Source organism: Bacillus sp. NTK034 (genome assembly GCF_017303275.1).
Lineage (GTDB): Bacteria > Bacillota > Bacilli > Bacillales > Cytobacillaceae > Cytobacillus.
The window spans coordinates 311,397-329,203 of record NZ_JAFKOJ010000006.1 but is presented as its reverse complement, the minus strand read 5'-3'; the positions used below and the strand labels follow the sequence as shown (position 1 = coordinate 329,203).

Annotated in this window: 16 protein-coding genes; 6 read left to right on the top strand and 10 right to left on the bottom strand. The window is 42.4% G+C overall.

Translation table 11 applies throughout. The annotated features are described in order from the left end of the window. Window positions 1–16 precede the first annotated feature (16 nt). The 8 genes from JI665_RS18530 to JI665_RS18495 all read right to left on the bottom strand — a co-directional run bounded on the left by JI665_RS18530 (window position 17) and on the right by JI665_RS18495 (window position 9,381). Window positions 17–1,846: an ABC transporter ATP-binding protein gene (locus JI665_RS18530; RefSeq protein ID WP_206842522.1), complete on the bottom strand. Its 1,830-nt coding sequence runs from the start codon at window positions 1,844–1,846 to the stop codon at window positions 17–19. Beyond that, on the bottom strand, window positions 1,839–3,569 hold the full coding sequence (locus JI665_RS18525; RefSeq protein ID WP_206842520.1) for an ABC transporter ATP-binding protein: 1,731 nt from the start codon (window positions 3,567–3,569) through the stop codon (window positions 1,839–1,841). The genes JI665_RS18530 and JI665_RS18525 overlap by 8 nt, the downstream gene beginning before the upstream one ends. A 170-nt stretch (window positions 3,570–3,739) precedes the next feature. Continuing rightward, window positions 3,740–4,714, bottom strand: a complete 975-nt coding sequence (locus JI665_RS18520) for a glycerophosphodiester phosphodiesterase family protein (RefSeq protein ID WP_206842518.1) — start codon at window positions 4,712–4,714, stop codon at window positions 3,740–3,742. A 105-nt stretch (window positions 4,715–4,819) separates the two neighbouring features. Beyond that, window positions 4,820–5,530, bottom strand: coding sequence for an ABC transporter ATP-binding protein (locus JI665_RS18515; RefSeq protein ID WP_206842516.1), 711 nt, complete (start codon window positions 5,528–5,530; stop codon window positions 4,820–4,822). Next, window positions 5,523–6,296, bottom strand: coding sequence for an ABC transporter ATP-binding protein (locus tag JI665_RS18510; protein WP_206842514.1), 774 nt, complete (start codon window positions 6,294–6,296; stop codon window positions 5,523–5,525). The genes JI665_RS18515 and JI665_RS18510 overlap by 8 nt, the downstream gene beginning before the upstream one ends. After that, window positions 6,268–7,245, bottom strand: coding sequence for a branched-chain amino acid ABC transporter permease (locus JI665_RS18505; protein ID WP_206842513.1), 978 nt, complete (start codon window positions 7,243–7,245; stop codon window positions 6,268–6,270). Before JI665_RS18505 ends, JI665_RS18510 begins: the two co-directional genes overlap by 29 nt. A 12-nt stretch (window positions 7,246–7,257) precedes the next feature. Further along, on the bottom strand, window positions 7,258–8,133 hold the full coding sequence (locus JI665_RS18500; protein ID WP_206842509.1) for a branched-chain amino acid ABC transporter permease: 876 nt from the start codon (window positions 8,131–8,133) through the stop codon (window positions 7,258–7,260). A gap of 93 nt (window positions 8,134–8,226) precedes the next feature. Beyond that, the gene (locus tag JI665_RS18495) at window positions 8,227–9,381 is read right to left on the bottom strand and encodes an ABC transporter substrate-binding protein (protein WP_206842499.1); all 1,155 of its coding nucleotides are present in this window, start codon (window positions 9,379–9,381) and stop codon (window positions 8,227–8,229) included. Window positions 9,382–9,681: 300 nt separating this feature from the next. On the opposite strand from JI665_RS18495, the gene JI665_RS18490 reads away from it, so the two are divergent. From JI665_RS18490 to JI665_RS18480, 3 genes are all read left to right on the top strand, one after another. Further along, window positions 9,682–10,599 carry a proline dehydrogenase family protein gene (locus tag JI665_RS18490; protein ID WP_206842497.1) on the top strand — a complete coding sequence of 306 codons (918 nt, stop codon included), beginning with the start codon at window positions 9,682–9,684 and terminating at the stop codon, window positions 10,597–10,599. A 171-nt stretch (window positions 10,600–10,770) separates the two neighbouring features. Beyond that, the gene (putP, locus tag JI665_RS18485) at window positions 10,771–12,219 is read left to right on the top strand and encodes a sodium/proline symporter PutP (RefSeq protein WP_280516109.1); all 1,449 of its coding nucleotides are present in this window, start codon (window positions 10,771–10,773) and stop codon (window positions 12,217–12,219) included. Window positions 12,220–12,341: 122 nt separating this feature from the next. Further along, window positions 12,342–13,571, top strand: coding sequence for a PucR family transcriptional regulator (locus JI665_RS18480; RefSeq protein WP_206842493.1), 1,230 nt, complete (start codon window positions 12,342–12,344; stop codon window positions 13,569–13,571). Between the two features lie 187 nt (window positions 13,572–13,758). On the opposite strand, the gene JI665_RS18475 is transcribed toward JI665_RS18480, so the two are convergent. Beyond that, entirely contained in the window at window positions 13,759–13,947 is a 189-nt protein-coding gene (locus JI665_RS18475; protein ID WP_312886244.1) for a hypothetical protein, read from the bottom strand. An 89-nt stretch (window positions 13,948–14,036) separates the two neighbouring features. Continuing rightward, window positions 14,037–14,222 carry a histidine kinase gene (locus JI665_RS18470; RefSeq protein ID WP_206842489.1) on the bottom strand — a complete coding sequence of 62 codons (186 nt, stop codon included), beginning with the start codon at window positions 14,220–14,222 and terminating at the stop codon, window positions 14,037–14,039. A gap of 227 nt (window positions 14,223–14,449) precedes the next feature. Here JI665_RS18470 and JI665_RS18465 point away from each other — a divergent pair, with 227 nt between their 5' ends. The 3 genes from JI665_RS18465 (at window position 14,450) to JI665_RS18455 (ending at window position 17,743) form a co-directional block, all read left to right on the top strand. Continuing rightward, window positions 14,450–15,298: a YitT family protein gene (locus JI665_RS18465; RefSeq protein WP_206842488.1), complete on the top strand. Its 849-nt coding sequence runs from the start codon at window positions 14,450–14,452 to the stop codon at window positions 15,296–15,298. Window positions 15,299–15,491: 193 nt separating this feature from the next. After that, entirely contained in the window at window positions 15,492–16,121 is a 630-nt protein-coding gene (locus JI665_RS18460; protein ID WP_206842487.1) for an NAD(P)H-binding protein, read from the top strand. Between the two features lie 14 nt (window positions 16,122–16,135). Further along, window positions 16,136–17,743, top strand: coding sequence for an FMN-binding glutamate synthase family protein (locus JI665_RS18455; protein WP_206842486.1), 1,608 nt, complete (start codon window positions 16,136–16,138; stop codon window positions 17,741–17,743). Window positions 17,744–17,807 lie beyond the last annotated feature (64 nt).

The window sequence follows — 17,807 nt, the reverse complement described above, 5'->3', positions numbered from 1 at the left end:
GTATCCAACTGCCATATCATGCATTCGCACCCACAGACGCTTTACCATGAAGCCGATAATAAAAGCCTTCCTGTTCAAGCAGAGATTCATGTGTACCTTCCTCAATAATCCTGCCCTCTTCAAGAACAAAAATTTTATCCGCTTTCTGAATCGTATTCAAACGGTGGGCAATGACAAAACTGGTCCTGCCTTTCATCAGTTCCTGAAGGGCATCCTGAATTTTAAGCTCTGTCACCGTATCAATGCTGCTTGTCGCTTCATCCAGAATTAAAATGCACGGGTTGGCAAGAAATGCACGTGCAATGGAAAGAAGCTGCTTCTGCCCCTGACTAATGCCATTTCCATCCTGACTCAGCAGTGTGTCATACTGTTGGGGAAGTTTCATGATAAAAGAATGGGCATTGGCAAGCTCAGCCGCTTCCACCACTTCTTCATCTGAGGCTTCCAGCCTGCCGTAGCGGATATTTTCACGCACAGTGCCGCGGAATAGAAATGAATCCTGCAGGACAAATCCCATATGCTTCCTCAGGCTTTCTTTTTTCACATTAGCTATATCTTCGCCGTCAATTAAAATACGGCCTGACTCCCGTTCATAAAATCGGGAGAGCAAATTGATCATTGTTGTCTTTCCTGCACCTGTTGGGCCAACTAAAGCAGCAGTCTGTCCTGCTTTTACATGAAGGCTTACATCCCTGACCGTATTTCCATCTTCTTCATATGAAAAAGATACTTTATGGAATTCAACCTCACCTTTCACTTCGGTAAGTTCTTTTAGCTGCTCCTCATTCCTGAATTCTTCATCTTCATCCATAATGTCAAATACCCGCTCTGCTCCTGCAATCGCTGATAAAAGTGTGTTAAATTGGTTTGCAAGGTCATTAAGCGGGCGTGTAAATTGTCGGGAATACTCCGTGAATATGACAATGACACCGATTGAAATCATTCCATTCAGGGCAAAAATGCCTCCAACCCCCGCAATAATGGCAAAGCTCAAGTTGTTTAGAACATTCATGAGCTTCGGGATAAATCCGGAATATGTCTGAGCCCAGAACCCTGCCCCCCTAAGTTTTTCTCCTTTTTCCCTGAACTCGGCCATAACTTTCTTTTCCTGTGAAAAGGTCTTGATGATCCTCTGTCCTGATATGGTCTCTTCAATAAAACCGTTCAGCTCTCCAAGATTCTTTTGCTGCTCTTTGAATAACCTTCCTGTCCGAGCTGTAATCCATTTCATTCCAAAAAACATCAGCGGCACAATGATCAGTGTAATGAGCGTCAGCAAAGGGCTGAGCCAAAGCATAACTGAAACAGTGCCAATTAAAGTCAGCAGGCTGGAAAAGACCTGGATCACTGAACTGTTCAGAGTCGAGCTGACATTTTCAATATCGTTTGTTACCCTGCTCATCAGTTCCCCCTGCTGCCGCTTGTCAAAGAACGGAATGGGGAGCTTATGCAAATGTTTGAAAAGCTTCGTTCTCATTGTAAATACAGTTTCCTGTGCGATGCCGATCATCCAATAATTCTGAAACCAAAGTGCAAGCGAATTCAGCACATAAATGACCCCTAGCCAGATCAGTAAGGCTATAAATCCATTGCTGTTTTTTGTGACAATATACTCGTCGATCGCCATCCCGACTAAATATGGACCAAGCAGCCCCATTGCTGAGCTGATAACCACCATTAATAGAACAAGAGATAACAATCCTTGATTGTAGGCTAAGTATGTCCAGACTCTTTTTAATGTGGAGTTAATGTTCTCAGATTTCGGCTTTTTCCCTTTAGTAAATTCAACATTTAAGTCGAGAGGAATCTTTTTATATTGGAAAGGTTCTTTGAGCTGTTTAAGCATAATTTCTGTTCTCCTCTCCAGATTGAGATTGAAAAATCCGCTTATACAATCCCGATGTTTGAAGAAGAGTATCGTGGTCACCCTCAGCCAGAAGCCTTCCATCTTCAAGCAATAAGGTTCTGTCTGCTTCCATTGCTGTACTGATTTTCTGTGTGATAATCAGTGTTGTACAAGTATATTTTTTTAAAGAACTCAAAAGTTTTGCCTCTATTTTCATATCCAGTGCACTTGTGCTGTCATCAAGCAGAAGGATTTTCGGCATTCTTACCAGCGCCCGGGCAATGGATAGACGCTGTTTTTGCCCGCCCGATAAATTAACACCCTTTTGTCCTACTTTTGTTTCATAACCTTGAGGCAGCTTCATAATCGTTTCATGTATTTGCGCATTGACAGCTGCTTCAGTTATTTCCATCATCACGGCATCTTCCTTGCCCCATTTAATGTTCTCTTTCACACTTCCTGTAAAAAGCAGGGCTTCCTGAGGCACAAAGCCAATTTTCCTGCGAAGATTCTCCATTTTCATTTCCCGGACATCATGCCCGTCAATTTCAACCTTTCCTCCGGTCACATCATAAAGCCGGGGGATGAGCTGGAATAAAGAGGTTTTCCCTGAGCCTGTTGCACCTAATATCGCTACTGTTTCCCCGGGATTTATAGTAAAGCTGATGCAGTCCAGCACCTTCTCTGAAGTACCTGGGTATATAAAAGATACATTTTCAAAATGAATTTTTCCCTGATTTACTGTTAGGACATTCTTGGATTCTGAGCTGTCTGTCAAATCCACATCAGTCTCCAGTACCTCTGCAACACGATTTGCAGAGGCCCGCGCCCTTGAGAATGCCATGATAATCCAGGAGAAAATGGAAAAAGCGGCCGTTATTCTGGTTGCATAGTTAACAATGGCAACAATCTCTCCTACCTTTACATCCCCTTCATTTACCTGTATACTGCCAAACCAAAGCACGCCAAGAATACTCAGATTCATGATTAAAAGCAAAACAGGCATGGTCACTTCCATCAGACGCAATGCTTTAACCGTTCCATCTCTAAGATCCTCATTCGTGCGCGTAAATCGTTTTACTTCATGATGTCTGCGGACAAACGCTTTAATTAGCCGAATCCCAGTCAGATTTTCCTGCATGACGCTGTTCACAGAGTCCAGCTTTTCCTGGACAGCTTTAAAGAGCGCGCCGCCTTTTCCCATTACCCAGAACAGAAATAGAAAAAGGAATGGGGCCACAGCTGACAAGATAAGAGCAAGCTTCACATCTACCACAAAAGCCATTATAAGGCCGCCAATTATTAATAAAGGAGCTCTCATCATGATTCGCAGACTCATAAAGACGGTATTTTGCAGCTGCGTAATATCATTAGTCATTCGGGTAATTAATGAAGATGTCGGGAAAAGATTAAAGTTGGCAAAAGAGAAGGACTGCACTTTGTCATATAAGCTTTTCCTTACATCAAAACCAAAGCTTTGGCTGACGTGGGCAGCATAAAAGGAATTAATGACTCCAGCTGCAAAAGCGGCAAAAGAAGCAGCCAGCATAAGCCCTCCCCACTTCACGACCTCCTGAAGATTATTCTGAAGGATGCCTTGATCTATGATCTTTGCCATTAATAATGGCTGAATAAGCTCAACAGCAAGCTCAGTCAGCATTAAGCATAATGCTATTGCCACCGCTATCCGGTAAGGCTTAAGAAATGCTAAAACTTTCGCCATTTATAGTCCCCCAAGCTGTAATTTGCAATTTATAATATATGTATAATAAGACACCTGAAATCCTTCGACAAACTAAATAATCCTTATTAATATCATAATCCTTTTTACAAAATTTTTAAATAATTCCATTAAAAAAATCAAAAACGCCTGGATAAACCAAGCGCCTATTCTTACTTATATATGGGGGCAATCAGGTCTATCCTGTTTGTCCAGATGCCTCCTGAATAATCATCAGGCAGCCGTTCCAGGTCTTTAGGTCTATCAAATCCTTCCGACCAGCTTCCGTCTCCTGCAACCACAATAACTCTTGTGCCTGCATCGTCCATCCGATTTATAAATTTATTCGGCCAGCCCCACATCAGCTTCGTATATGATTCAGGAATATGAAGCTGTGTGTTTTTGCAGGAGTTTGGAACATACCCTGTCCATCCCGCCCCTATATAAGGCAGAAGACAATCTTTCAATGTTGCCTTTGACATCACCCTCATTGCAGGCATTTCTTCCTTCAGTGCAGCAATAGGTTCGTCTCCTCCATACACAGATATTTTCTCCAATCTGTCTTTTGAAAACATGGACAGGTACTCAGCAAGCTTTTCTCCTTCCTGGGGGTCATTGCTTTTAATATGGAGTAATAAATCGCCTTCCGGAAACTCTTTCATGACCTCATCGAGACTTGGCATCATCCCGATTCCTTTACCGCGAAACGGAAAGGTTTTTCCATTATCCGCTGTATAGCCGTAACCAATGTCCAGCTTTTTTAATTCCTGCATTGTATATTCTCTCGTATTTCCCTTTGCATTTGTCCGGCATTCCAGCTTCCAATCATGGAACACAGCAAACTGTCCATCTTTTGTAAGCTGAATATCCAATTCAACTGCATCTGCACCTGCTTCAAAAGCTGCTTCCATGGAAGGAATCGTATTTTCAAGTAAGGAATGCTCAGGCTCGTAGATTCTTTCAGCCGTACACGTCTCCCCCGTTATCCCTTCCATATGAAAGGTCTGGGCCATTCCTCGATGGGCGAGAAGCAGCGGCTCAGCATTTCTTTCTTTTGTAAGCAGGGAGGTATTGTTTAAAAACATAAATACGCCGAGAATTAATAAAATTATAATCAGCCGTTTTAAGATCTTCTTTATTTTTTTCATTTATCCTCCGGTTTTTGCACTAATAATTCTTTTCTCATCCGATTTTACCATAATGCAATAGGTAAAAATATAAAAGGCCAAATCTAAAGATTCGGCCTTTTATTGTTAGCTTGATTTCCGCCCCAGGTAGGCTTCCATGATTCTAGGGTCATTCAGCAGCTTCTGTGAGCTTCCCTCAGCAACCATTTTTCCGGTTTCCAGGACATACCCATAATCGGATATTTTTAGTGCCTGCCTGGCATTCTGCTCCACCAGAAGAACGGTAGTGCCCATTTCGTTAATTTCTTTAATAATCTTAAAGATATCAGCCACTATCAGAGGTGCCAGCCCCATTGACGGCTCATCAAGGAGAAGCAGCTTGGGTTTACTCAGGATCGCTCTGGCAATGGCCAGCATCTGCTGCTGTCCGCCGGATAAGGTTCCACCTTGCTGTTTCTGTCTTTCTTCGAGGATTGGAAAACGCTTCATTACATCCTTAATATCCTGGTCAATTTCATTGTCCTTACGGTGATACGCACCCATTTCCAGATTTTCGAGCACTGTCATTCCTGAAAGGATCTGGCGGCCTTCCGGAACAAGGGCAATCCCTTTACGGAGCAGCTGGTCCGGCCGAAGTCCCGTTACATTATGCCCCTGAAATTGAATATTTCCGGCTTGAGGCTTAAGCAACCCGGAAATGGTCTTCATGGTTGTTGTCTTCCCAGCTCCGTTTGCGCCAAGTATCGTAACAATACTGCCTTCTTCCACTTCGAGGCTAATGTTCTTAAGCACCTGGATTTTTCCATAAAAAGCGTTAATCCCGTTTACCTTAAGCATACAAATCTTCCTCCTCACTGCCGAGATAGGCTTCGATGACATCAGGATTATTTTGGATTTCAGCAGGTGTGCCTTCAGCAATTTTTTTGCCGAAGTTAAGCACGGCAATACGGTCGCATAATTTCATGACAAGCGGCATGTCATGCTCGATCAGGAGGACAGTGATGCCCTGTTCCTGAATTTTTTTGATGAGATGAAATAATTCACTTGTTTCTGTTTCATTCATTCCGGCTGCCGGTTCATCCAGCAGCAGCAGCTGAGGAGAGCTGGCCAGTGCCCTGGCAATTTCCAGCCTTCTTTGCTGGCCGTATGCCAGGCTGTCAGAAACGACCTCCGCAAAACCTCCCAGCCCAACAAACTCTAATAGTTCATTCGCTTTGCTGCGGATTCTTTCTTCTTCTTTTCGCTGTGATTTTGTCCTGAATACACTGCTGAATACGCCGGACTTACTTCTGCAGTGCTCCCCAACCATCACATTTTCTTCTGCTGTCATCTGCGGAAACAGGCGAATATTCTGGAATGTTCTGCAAATGCCCTTTTTCGTGATCAGGTGCGGCTTTAAGCCATTGATGTTGTCTTCATTAAAGATAATCTCGCCTGAGGTAGGAGTAAACATCGATGTAATCAGATTGAACATCGTTGTCTTCCCGGCTCCGTTAGGACCGATCAGCCCAAAAATTTCACCCTGATTGATAGAGAACGAGACATCAGACAAGGCACTTAGCCCGCCAAAGTTTTTACATGCTTTTTTGACTTGAAGTACCATGCTTTTGCCCCCTCTTTGATGTTTTAAGCTTAAGCCAGTTTAAAATATTTACATCAATTAATCCCTGCGGCCGGACAGCCATCATAATAATAATGATCAGACCATAAATCATGTAGCGGTATTCGCTGATAAACCGGAGCACTTCAGGCATTACAGTTAAGAAGAGCGCTCCAAACACCGGTCCCCATATTACTTCGCTTCCCCCGAAAACCGCGAAAATCAGTATCTCAACAGCACGGTGATAGGCAAAATCGGCAGGACTTATGTATGCAAGAACATGTGCAAATAATGCCCCTGCAAATCCAGCTACCAATGCTCCCTGTGCAAATGCCAGGACCTTATAATAAGTAATATTGATGCCCATTGACTCTGCTGCTTTTTCATCCAGCTTAATCGCTGCGAAAGCACGTCCCACCCTGGAACGGTTCTGCCTTCTGAAAAAAGTGATAATGATAATCGTAACCCCTAATAAAATGAGGAAAATAGCAAGAAATACAAACTGGTTATTTTGAAGTCCAAGTATTTTCGGATCAAAGCCAAAGTCTTTTAAAGTATTCAGCAGTTCACGGCCCATATGCGGTATGCCTGATAAACCTACAGCTCCCTTTGTCATAGACTCCCAGTTTACAAAAATAACCCGGATAACCTCTCCAAACCCGAGGGTAACAATGGCGAGGTAAACCCCCTGAAGCCTTAGTGTCGGTATCCCGATAAGGATTCCAAATAACCCCGCCAATAAAGTGCCCGCCAGTATCCCCACAATAATCGGAAGGTCAAAGTTCAGCGTCAGAAGGGCAGATGTATAGGCACCGATCCCCATAAATCCTGCATTGGCAAGCGAGAGCTGACCGGTTGATAGAGTAATATATATACTAACCCCTAAAATTATGTTGATTAATATAAAAGAAGCAACTTGTAAATAATATGGATTTATTAATTCTGCAAGCATGAGTTCACCTTCTTACGCTGAAATTTTTTGGCCAAACAATCCCTGCGGCCTGATGAGAAGGATGACGATAATAGCCGCAAAAGCTATTGCATCCTTGTATCCCGAATTGCCGTAAACAACGACAAAGGTTTCCGCCAGACCAAGGATAAGGCCCCCGGCCATCGCTCCCTTGACATTCCCCATGCCGCCAAGAATGATAATGGCAAGTCCTTTTAGCCCGATGGACAATCCCATTTGAGGCGTAACAGAGTTAAATGCCATTCCGACCAGGATCCCGGCAATCCCGCCCATCGCAGATGCGATGATAACAGTCATCGTAATCGTTCTTTTCACATCAACACCAAGAAGGCTGGCAGTTTCCAGGTTTTCAGCAGTTGCCCTTAAGGCTTTCCCTGCCTTTGTTTTGCCTAGCCAAAAAGAAAGGGCGTACATGAGAAGGACAGAGATGACAAAGATGACAATCTGCACAAGATATACGGTGATCGAACCAATCTGGAAACTAATTTCCGCAAATGAAGCACGGAAAGGATGGTTGCCTGGGCCAAAAATGTGGTGAGACAGGTTTTCCAGCAGTATGGAAACACCAATTGTGCTGATCAATGGCGCGAGATGGGATACCCCCTGTTTATTCCGGAGCGGTCTCAAAGCAAATCGCTCAAGCAGATATCCCATTGCGGCAGTTACCAAAATTGCTGCCATAAAGGCCAGCCAAAGCGGCCCTTTAAATGTAGAAGTGACAACTACACCAATGAAGGCCCCGAACATAAAGATTTCTCCGTGTGCCATATTGATAATGCCAAGCACTCCGAAAACCAATGTAAACCCAAGAGCAACGATGGCATAAATGCTGCCAAGGGTAATTCCGTTTATTAATTGTTCAATTAACACGGTATTCACCTACTAACCTTTATTTATATGAATCATTTTCTTAAAAGTAAGCTCTGGCACTGAAAGCGCCAGAGCTTTACTTTTGCAGCTTTCTTAATTAAATTCTTTAAATGCCCCGCCTTCGATAACCAAAACGGTCGGATCCATTACGACATCCCCTTCTTCATCAAAAGAGAACTCTCCAAGGATTCCGTTAAAGCCTCTGATTTCGGCCAAAGCATCACGAAGTGCATCACGGTCAGCTTCACCTGCATTTTTTAATGCTTCAGCCATAATGTATAGTGCATCATAAGCCTGGGCTGCAAATTGGTCAGGCTTTTTGCCGTATTCTTCCTCATACTTACCGACAAATTCCTTGACCTTATCATCTTCTTTTTCACCATACCAAGGAGTTGCCACAATCAGGCCATTTGCTGCATCCCCTGCGATATTGATGACCTCAGGAGAATTGAAGCCGTTTCCTCCGACAAACGGGACATCAATGCCCATTTTCCTTGCCTGATCCATTATGACTGCACCTTCATTGTATAGAGCCGACGCCAGAATAAGGTCCGGCTTTAAACCTTTAATTTTCGTCAGCTGTGCGTTATAGTCTGATTGTCCTTTTTGGAATGTCTCAATCGTTAAGATTTCAAGGCCCTTCTCTTCTGCTGCTTTTTTCATCGTGTCAAAGCCCGATTTTGTAAAAACATCATCATTTCCATATAGAATTGCTACTTTTTTAGCATCATATTTTTCAATGGCTTTATCTATTGAAGCCGGAATTGCCAATGCCTCAGGCAGCGAGTTGCGGAAGACATAATCCCCAATTTGCGGAATCCCTTCTGCAGTTGTTGAAGTACCCATGATCGGCACCCCATTCAGATCGGCTTCAGGACCTACTACATTCATTTCTGTACTTAATGTAGGCCCGATAATGGCTGTCACATTCTCTGAATTCATAAGCTTTTGTGCTGCTGTTAATGCCTGATCCTGCTTGCCGGCAGAATCCTCAATTACAAGGTTTATCTCGACTTCACCCTTGCCATTGATTTCTTCCTGTGCGAGCTTTAAGCCATTCGTGATAGCTTCGCCATATGCTGCACCTGGCCCGCTGATATAAGAAATAACTCCAATATCCGCTTTAACAGCTCCTCCGCTGCTCTCCCCTTCCTCATCCCCAGCAGCCTGATTGCCGCCGCAAGCAGCGAGAACAAGCAAACTGGACAATGCTGTAAATTGCGCAAATTTCTTTAACTGCTTTCTCATTTTCTCTAACCCCCATTTTCAGAAATAAGTTAATATTCAAAACTATATTACTATTTAAATACAAATGCTTGTCAATGTAAACAATAATTATGGAAACTTTTCTTACATATTAATTGACAACAGAAAGCGGAAGTTGCCTGGAACTGAAGCAGATGTTTTCTCGTCTGGAAAATGCAGCCTTTCATTGTCTTCAGTCAACAATAGAAATATAGAATCTTTGTTTTAAATGAACATTGTCGTAACTTGTCACAGAATTGTAAGATTAATCTAAAGAAATAACCATTGGAGGTGCTTGTTAAAATGGAAGCGATTACAAGAGATTTTTTTCTATATTTATCAAAAAATAGCTTACTGAATAAAATTGCCCAGAACAGAGGCGGAAGTTTTGCCGCAGGTAAATTAATTGGCGGAGTTGATTTTAAAAGCAGCGTCCGCTTTATCAGAGATCTGAATAATCAAGGACTTTCTGTAACAGTGGACCATTTGGGAGAATTTGTTGATTCTGTTGAAGTGGCCAATGAACGGACAGAGGAATGTATTTCAACCATTGAAATGATCAGCAAAGAAGGACTTGATTCACAAGTATCCCTTAAAATGACTTCCCTTGGCCTGGATATCGATCATGATCTTGTTGTGAAAAACATGACCAGAATTCTTGATACTGCCGAGAAGCATAAGATAATGGTGACAATCGATATGGAGGATGTTCCTCGCTGCCAGGCCACTATCGATTTGTTTAAACAGTTTAAAGAGAAGTACAGCTGTGTAAGCACAGTTCTGCAGGCTTACCTGTACCGGACTGAAAAGGACCTAGAGGATCTGGGAAAATACCAGCCTTTCTTAAGAATGGTAAAAGGTGCTTATAAAGAATCACCGGAGCATGCATTTCCTGAAAAGACAGATGTAGATGAAAACTATAAGAAATTAATTGAGCAAAGTCTGTTAAATGGAAATTATACAGCAATAGCTTCTCACGATGATCAGATCATCGAGTACACAAAAAAATTAGCAAAGAAGCATAACATTCCAAACGATCGCTTTGAATTCCAAATGCTCTATGGCATGAGGAATAAAACACAGCTGGAACTGGCAAAGCAAGGCTATAAGATGCGTGTCTATGTACCTTATGGAATGGACTGGTATGGATATTTCATGAGAAGGCTCGCTGAACGCCCGTCTAATATTGCTTTTGCATTTAAGGGCATTTTCAAAAAGTAAAACTTTAAAATTATTTTTCTTCCAAAACAATAAAATATGGCTATAATAATAAACAACCATTCTTGATTTCTAAGTAATGAGAAAGCTATTCCACTGCTTTCTCATCGCTTATTTTATCTAAATATTTTGTTAAACTAACAAAAAGGAGGCTTACAAATGGATTATGCATTAATGATATCCATTACCGTGTATATGATTGGGATGCTTTGGATTGGCTATTATGCCTATAAACGGACTTCCAATCTATCAGATTACATGCTCGGCGGACGAACACTGGGTCCTGCAGTAACTGCTTTAAGTGCGGGCGCATCCGATATGAGCGGCTGGCTGCTGATGGGACTCCCGGGAGCCATGTATGCCACTGGCCTAAGCGCTTCCTGGATTGTCCTTGGCTTAACTCTCGGGGCATGGGCGAACTGGATCTATGTTGCGCCAAGGCTTCGCACATATACTGAGGTAGCCAATGATTCAATTACGATTCCCGGTTATCTAGAAAACCGCTTCGGGGATGCTTCCAAAATCCTGCGCCTGATTTCAGGATTAGTTATCTTAATTTTCTTTACCTTTTATGTATCATCAGGCATGGTATCCGGTGGAGTATTATTCCAAAGCACTTTCGGACTGGATTACCATACGGGTTTATGGATCATTACAGGTGTTGTAGTAGCGTATACACTATTTGGAGGATTTCTTGCGGTTAGCTGGACAGACTTTGTTCAAGGTTTGATTATGTTTATCGCCCTTATTCTTGTACCATTAGTAACACTATTCCATGTTGGCGGGTTTGGGCCGGCAATTGATACTGCAAGAACAATCAATCCAGCTTTCCTTGATGTCTTTAAAGGGACAAGTCTATTAGGCATCATTTCCCTATTTGCATGGGGCCTTGGCTATTTTGGCCAGCCTCATATTATCGTCCGTTTTATGGCTATCAGTTCTGTAAAAGAAATCAAGAAAGCCACCCGAATTGGGATGGGCTGGATGATTTTCTCGAGTATTGGAGCTATGCTGACTGGTTTCGTCGGAATTGCATATGTGGCTGATACAGGCATTTCAATTGACGACCCTGAAACCATTTTCATCCTTCTCGGAGAGGTCTTATTTCACCCGATCATTACCGGCTTTTTAATCTCGGCAATTCTCGCAGCTATTATGAGTACCATCTCATCACAGCTGCTTGTAACATCAAGCTCATTAACTGAAGACTTATATAAAACATTTTTCCGCCGCTCAGCTACAGATAAAGAATTAGTTACAATAGGAAGATTATCTGTATTGCTGGTTTCTGTCATTGCATTGATTATTTCATGGGAGAAAAATGAAACGATTCTGGACCTTGTGGGTTATGCATGGGCTGGTTTCGGATCCGCTTTCGGACCTCTTATCATTCTTAGCTTATATTGGAAGCGCATGACAAGATGGGGAGCATTAGCCGGAATGGTTGTTGGGGCCAGCACTGTTATAATTTGGTCTCAGGCCGGTTTATCTGATGTACTTTATGAAATGATTCCAGGTTTTGCTGCCAGCTTAATTGCCATTATAGTGGTAAGCCTTCTAACTGCAAAGCCATCTGCAGAAATCGAAAAACAATTTAGTGACTTTGAAAAGTCATTAAAATAACCTAAATGTTTCAGGACTGGGCGAAGAAAATGCCCGGTCCTTTTTCTTATGGCAAAATTCGAGTGGTGTCTCCCATTATTTTTCACTATAATAAGAACAGCAATGTTTAGGAGTGAGCCTTAATGAGTCAGCCGCTGGAGAAAATCCTTAATATGTCAGATATTGATGAGATTACAGAAATGGTCAGTACTTTTTTAAAGAAGCCTGTTGTCATCGAGGATGAGCAATTCTCACTGCTGGCCTATAGCTCGTATTATATTGAACATTTTGATTTGGCGAACCAGCAGACCATATTTTCGAAGAGATGGCCCATTCCCATTTTGGAGAAATTTATGGATGAAGGCATTGTTGATCAGTTAAAGACAATTCCTGAGCCTTTTAGAATTAAGAAAATGGAAGAAATAGGCCTTAACCAGCGCGTGGTTGTAAGTGCAAAATATAAAGAGCAGATACTGGGTTTTATTTGGGTTCAGGAAATAGAAGACTTTCTATCTGAAAGCGAAATGAGCTTTCTGCATGATGTTTCCTTCCATATTGGAAAGCTATTATATCAGAAAAACCTGAAAAAACTGCGCAAAGAAGAAGAAAAACATCAATTTTATCAAAAGATTATTGATCGTACCTATCAGACGGAAGATCAGATCAAATGGGAAGCGGCGAATGTTAAAATCATCCTCCCGGAGGCCTTTATCATCAATGTATTTACGGTAGTGCAGGCAGATGAAGAGATATTTGCGGAATTGAATGAAACCGTTCGGCTGTTTGCGAATGCCCTCAGCCATCCGGCTCATATATTTACAAACCAGCATGAAATTATCGTCATGATCGGCAGCAGTTCCCCTGCACCTGGCAGCCTGGCAGAAGACGCACATGAATTAACCAATACCGTCCTTAGCCAATTCAGATCGAAGATTGTGTATGCAGGAATTGGAGGAGAATATTCCTCCATCTTAAAACTGCGCAAAAGCTATGCAGAGGCTTTGGAGGTTATCAAAGCCGCCAAATTCATTGGATCGCCTGAAGAATTGCCTTATGAATATAAAAAGCTGTGGGTATTCCGGTATTTAGAACCTATCGCACAGCATAACAGCATGACTAAATATGTAAATGAAGATCTTATGAAGCTGCAGAAAAAAGACCTGGAAAGCCAAACCAGCCTGCTGAAGACGCTTGAAGTATATTTATTGAATAACTGCCGCCTTAAGCCGACAGCGGAACAGCTTTTCATCCATACAAATACATTAAAATACCGAATGAAACAAATTACTGATTTAACATCCATCGACTTTGATGACTTTAACACAAGATGCCAGCTGTACATTGATTTACAGCTGCTTAAGCGGAAGAAATAGGAGAGCTGGCTGGCGGAAGCGATTCATGATGACTTTTTCATGTTTGTTACCTGAAATTCGGCTTCATGTAGCGCTCATGGCGACACTTTTTCTCTTTGCTTCCTGGTTTTCGGCTTCATGAAGCGCTCATGGCGACCATTTTTCTCTTCGCTTCCTGGTTTTCGGCTTCATGAAGAATTCTCTTCTATCACCGGCTTCTAAACTTGCCTGGATTCTCAACTCTAATAGAAACCACTTCTCCGCAGCTTAAACAAAAGCGATAGATTTTTAAGGATCCTGCTGAGAGTTTTTTATTTAATGGTTTAACCGGCATGAAGTCGGTGCCTTCCGCAAATTCAGTACCTTTGCACCCTGGGCATTCTTCAATATGATTCACCTCTATCAACCCCTTCTGCTTATATACGATCCCAAATGGGAAAGGTTACAAAAAGAAATGCCAGTCCCTTTACGAGGGAGCAGGCATCTTTATTGTTCTTCTTTTTCCGGCTTGAATAGAAAGTATGAGATAACTCCTGATAATAGTGCTGCACCAGCTGCTATCATCAATCGAATCAACACATCTATTTGCTGATAATCTTTATTAAGCATCCACATTGCAGCTGCAGCTACAAGAATCATAATGGGAATGACAATAAGCTTCCTATTTTTCAAGATTTCTTTACATCCTTTCGAATCGTGCTAATCATAACTTATTATATAAGAATTAAACAAAAATAGATAATAACATCCCCTTTTGCAAACCCTCCCAATTTTCATAATTATTAAACCTTATTTTTTTGACCTTATTCCCTTTACAAAGGAGCTTTAAGGGCTTTATAATCCCGTTGTTCCACTTTATACGGATCTCGAAAAAAACTATAAAAAAGGAGGTTGCGGCGATGCGGCAAAAACTGTTTTCTTTTACCATGATCAATCTGGGAGCATTCCTGGTTTCTATAAATGTCCACTTTTTCTTGTCCCCCAATAATTTAGCAACTGGAGGGGTCAGCGGATTGTCGATTATCATGAATGACTTATTTCCCGTTTTCTCGATTGGTACTTTCATGATTTTTGTCAATTTGATCTTGTTTGCAGTTGGTTTTATTTTTCTTGGATCAGGTTTTGGGGCAAAAACCATTTATGCGAGCTTCGCCTTGTCTTTTTATGTGTGGGCGCTTGAAAAATTCGCCCCAATGGCCCAACCGCTAAGCAATGACCTGCTTATTCAGCTGATCATTGGGCAATGCATCGCCGCGACCGGAATGGCAATTGTCTTCAACCAGCAGGCTTCTACTGGCGGGACAGACATCATCGCCATGATTTTTAATAAATACTTAAATATTGAAGTTGGCAGAGGAGTGCTTCTTGCCGATTTATTGATCGCCCTGTCTTCTGCCGTTCTGTTCGGCCCGCAAGTCGGCATGTATGCATTTTTTGGGGTCATCATTAATGGGTTTGTCATTGATTATGCACTCCAGCAATTCAATTCAAACAAGGAAATTGTGATTATCAGCCGCCACAGTGATGAAATTAAAACCTATATCGTTCATGAACTGGGCAAAGGGGCAACCATCCACACTGCAACCGGTGCTTTCACATCCGATAAAAAAGAAGTCATTACAACCATCCTGGGGAGAAAGGATTTCACAAAGTTGAAAAGTTACATTACCCAGGTTGATAATAAGGCATTTATCACCGTTCATACAATGAATGAAATTCTTGGCCAAAATTTTAAAAGGCTGGCATAATGGCGAAGCTTCATCCGCAAAGGATGGAGCTTATTTTTTTACAGTGAGATTTGCTTTGGGCTGCAGAGCCATGCAGTGATTTATAGTAAAAATGGAATCCTATAAGCGGTCCTAATGGTCCGCTTTTTTGTTTGCCTCATTTTGGTTTTAAATAAACCCTATGTGGAAAAAGGGTAGAAAAGGAGGCGTTAGCATGAAAGTAATTGTAATCGGTGCCAATGGAGATGTAGGTGAGCATGTCATCAGAAAGCTCGCGGAGAGAAAGCATGAAGCTCTTGCCGTTGCTGCAAATGAAAACCAAATTGAAGATCTTGTAAAATTGGGTGCAGCCCATGCAACTGTTTATGACGAGCAAAAGCTGATTCCCCATCTTCAGGCATCAGATGCAGTGATTTATTTAACAGGCGTCAATCCTAAAAAACATACGAGCAAAACAGTCATGGTCGATCACCAATCTATTTCAGATATCATCGAATTGGCTCAACAATCCGGCGTCAGACGATTTGTGATGATGAGTGCAGTCAAAGCGGAGGAAAGTGAAACGGACTCTTCCCGCAAGATTGCGGCGAAGGATCTTCCAGAAGATATGCTTAAAGCTGCCGATTTGGTCTACACGGTTATCCGGATTGGCCAATTGACGGACAATCCCGGCAGCGGAAAGATTACCCTGTCAAAGAAAATCCATGACCGGGATGCTGAGATTCCGCGTGAGGACGCAGCCGAAGTTCTGGTAGAGTCTATTGATAAAGAAGCTGTCTTTCATTCAACCATAGAGGCAGCCTCTGGCAACATCGCTATACGAGAAGCCCTAAGCCAGTTTTAGAGAAGGAGGACAAAATGAGTTTAACAGATTACCTTGTGATTGCTTTATTTATATTTATTGCAGTAGTTATTTTAGTACCAGTCATTCTATTTATTTATTGGTATGTAAAAGATGACAGGCAGAAACAGCACTCCATACTCAGAAACTTCCCGGTAATTGGGAAGGTACGATACATCACAGAAAAAGTGGGACCTGAACTAAGACAATACCTATTCAATAATGATACAGAAGGCAAGCCTTTTTCCAGAAAGGAATACCAGGATGTTGTCAAAGCAGGCAAATACAAAGAAAGGTTAATTGGATTCGGCTCTATAAGAGATTTTGAAGAAGAAGGCTTCTATATACGCAATACCTTGTTCCCTAAACTCGTTGATGAGATGAAGATGGATAATACACAGAAAGTTAAAACACGTGTTTATAAAGTGGATGGAGACAATCTGTTTTCAAGAAAGGAACACAGCGAAGAAAAATTGGCAGATCCTTACTATCTGCGTGATGAAGATGCGGTTGTGCTGGGGGAAAAGACCTGCCGGCAGCCATTCAGAGTCAAGGGACTTGTAGGCCAATCGGCCATGAGCTATGGCTCTCTTGGCGAAAAAGCGATCACTGCACTTTCAAAAGGCCTTGGCCTTGCAGGCGGCACCTGGATGAATACTGGTGAAGGCGGTCTGTCTCAGTATCATCTGGCCGGCAGCCCGGACATCATAATGCAAATTGGCCCTGATATGTTCGGTGTCCGAAAGGCTAACGGGGAATTCTCCTGGGAAGAATTTAAAAAGAAAAGTGAACTGCCTGAGGTAAAAGCCTTTGAATTAAAACTTGCGCAGGGTGCGAAAACCCGCGGCGGCCATGTTGAAGGTGAAAAAGTAACCGAAGAAATTGCCCGTATCCGGCTTGTAGAGGTTGGCAAAACGATTAACAGTCCAAACCGTTTCTATGAATTTGATGATGTCCCTTCCATGTTCAATTTTATTGAGGAGCTCCGAAGTGTAGGCGGAAAACCTGTCGGAATGAAAATAGTGGTAGGCGATCTTGATGCCCTGGAGAGCATGATTTCCTATATGAAGAAGAGCGGCAAAGGCCCTGATTTTATTACAGTTGATGGCGGTGAAGGCGGAACAGGCGCTACTTATCAGGAGCTTGCAGACAGTGTGGGGCTCCCCATTCAATCAGCCCTGACAGTTGTGGATGAAATGCTGAGAGAGTACGGAGTCAGAGACCGCGTAAAAATTATCGCTTCCGGTAAGTTAATCACTCCTGATAAAATTGCCATTGCTCTTGCGATGGGAGCGGATCTTGTCAATATTGCCAGGGGCTTTATGATCAGCGTCGGCTGCATCATGGCCCAAGTTTGCCATACCAATCATTGTCCTGCAGGGGTTGCAACAACAGACAAGAAGCTGCAGGACGGATTGATTATTGATGAAAAGCATTACCGTGTCTGCAACTATGTCATCTCTCTAAGAGAAGGACTATTTAATCTTGCGGCAGCTGCAGGTATCGATAATCCGACTCAATTTGAAAGAAAACATATTGTTCATAAAGATAAATTCGGCAGGGTCTCTCCTATTGAAGATATACTGCATGCAGCCAAACGCGCACAGCTGCAGAAAGAAAGCTGACAACCTGATGCCTGGTCCTGTATGGACCGGGCTTTTGTCCTCTTATTTTCCTTTTGATAAGAAA

Coding starts and splice junctions, on each gene's coding strand:
- JI665_RS18530 (WP_206842522.1), bottom strand. CDS start 1,846: ATGCTTAAACAGCTCAAAGAACCTTTCCAATATAAAAAGATTCCTCTC.
- JI665_RS18525 (WP_206842520.1), bottom strand. CDS start 3,569: ATGGCGAAAGTTTTAGCATTTCTTAAGCCTTACCGGATAGCGGTGGCA.
- JI665_RS18520 (WP_206842518.1), bottom strand. CDS start 4,714: ATGAAAAAAATAAAGAAGATCTTAAAACGGCTGATTATAATTTTATTA.
- JI665_RS18515 (WP_206842516.1), bottom strand. CDS start 5,530: ATGCTTAAGGTAAACGGGATTAACGCTTTTTATGGAAAAATCCAGGTG.
- JI665_RS18510 (WP_206842514.1), bottom strand. CDS start 6,296: ATGGTACTTCAAGTCAAAAAAGCATGTAAAAACTTTGGCGGGCTAAGT.
- JI665_RS18505 (WP_206842513.1), bottom strand. CDS start 7,245: ATGCTTGCAGAATTAATAAATCCATATTATTTACAAGTTGCTTCTTTT.
- JI665_RS18495 (WP_206842499.1), bottom strand. CDS start 9,381: ATGAGAAAGCAGTTAAAGAAATTTGCGCAATTTACAGCATTGTCCAGT.
- JI665_RS18490 (WP_206842497.1), top strand. CDS start 9,682: ATGGAAGCGATTACAAGAGATTTTTTTCTATATTTATCAAAAAATAGC.
- putP (WP_280516109.1), top strand. CDS start 10,771: ATGATATCCATTACCGTGTATATGATTGGGATGCTTTGGATTGGCTAT.
- JI665_RS18480 (WP_206842493.1), top strand. CDS start 12,342: ATGAGTCAGCCGCTGGAGAAAATCCTTAATATGTCAGATATTGATGAG.
- JI665_RS18465 (WP_206842488.1), top strand. CDS start 14,450: ATGCGGCAAAAACTGTTTTCTTTTACCATGATCAATCTGGGAGCATTC.
- JI665_RS18460 (WP_206842487.1), top strand. CDS start 15,492: ATGAAAGTAATTGTAATCGGTGCCAATGGAGATGTAGGTGAGCATGTC.
- JI665_RS18455 (WP_206842486.1), top strand. CDS start 16,136: ATGAGTTTAACAGATTACCTTGTGATTGCTTTATTTATATTTATTGCA.